This is a genomic window from Mesorhizobium sp. M7A.F.Ca.MR.148.00.0.0, from assembly GCF_003997735.1.
In the GTDB taxonomy this organism is placed as follows: domain Bacteria; phylum Pseudomonadota; class Alphaproteobacteria; order Rhizobiales; family Rhizobiaceae; genus Mesorhizobium.
The window spans coordinates 1-868 of sequence record NZ_RZTB01000319.1 but is presented as its reverse complement, the minus strand read 5'-3'; the positions used below and the strand labels follow the sequence as shown (position 1 = coordinate 868).

1 pseudogene is annotated in these 868 nt (G+C 59.0%); it reads right to left on the bottom strand.

Features of this window, described 5'->3' with window-relative positions:
* Window positions 1–576: 576 nt before the first annotated feature.
* A pseudogene (locus EOB49_RS38325) lies at window positions 577–818 on the bottom strand (hypothetical protein); the annotation flags it as partial.
* Between the last annotated feature and the right edge of the window lie 50 nt (window positions 819–868).

Below are 868 nucleotides of genomic sequence, written 5' to 3'. Positions count from 1 at the left end.
ACGTGCTGGTAACCGGGAACCACGGTGAACCCGCGAAGACAAGCACGGAGTCGGCAGGAACTTGGATAAGGCCAAAAAAAGGAACTTGCAGGTAGCTCAGCGACAAGTGAATCCCATGTGACACGGCGTTCGGCAGCACCTCAGATCGACGGATCGGCTCGACCAACCTCTTCTCCGCGGAAGGCGAGTATCGTCTCTAAAGACGATCGAACTCCGCCACCGCAAACCAAGCATCGCCTTGCGCAGGATCTCATTGGCCTGGCGCAGCTCCCGCTTCCAAGAGCCTTCAGCTTTCTCGGTAGCCTCGGTGGGGACACCTCCCAGCATACCGCTATCCTCTGGCCGGCCCATCCGCTGTGCGCTGCGTTGTGCAGCCGATCTTGGCGCGATCGAGGAGCGCGATCGAGGAGACGGCGGCCGTTTGCAGCGGATATTCCCCTCGTGAGCTTTTGACTAGCCACACGGTTCTTCGTGGTCAATATTGGTTCGCCGCATGATGGGACTTTACGGGACGAGCGTTCAATGGGAACGACGCACCTTGCTAAGCCAGCGGTGCAACCCCGATCAGCGGAATAGCTAGGCTCTCGTCCCGCAGGGACGCCTCAGGCGATCGTGCATCGCATTTAAGAGCTCGCCGGTTTCAAGCGTCGTATGTATATCACCGCGTTCGCGCGCCACACCAACGGCAGCTCTTTTCAAGCCGATCCTCTCCCGGAGCTGTAGACCCGTGCCCTAACCGACGCCTCTTCGTAAACAAGCTCACGCAAATGGCGGTCGCCGCGTCGGGATATGTGGCCGCCGAAATCGACTTCACCGGATTAGGCGGTGTGGACGAATTACTCAGGTATCTAGACGCTCCGCGAATACA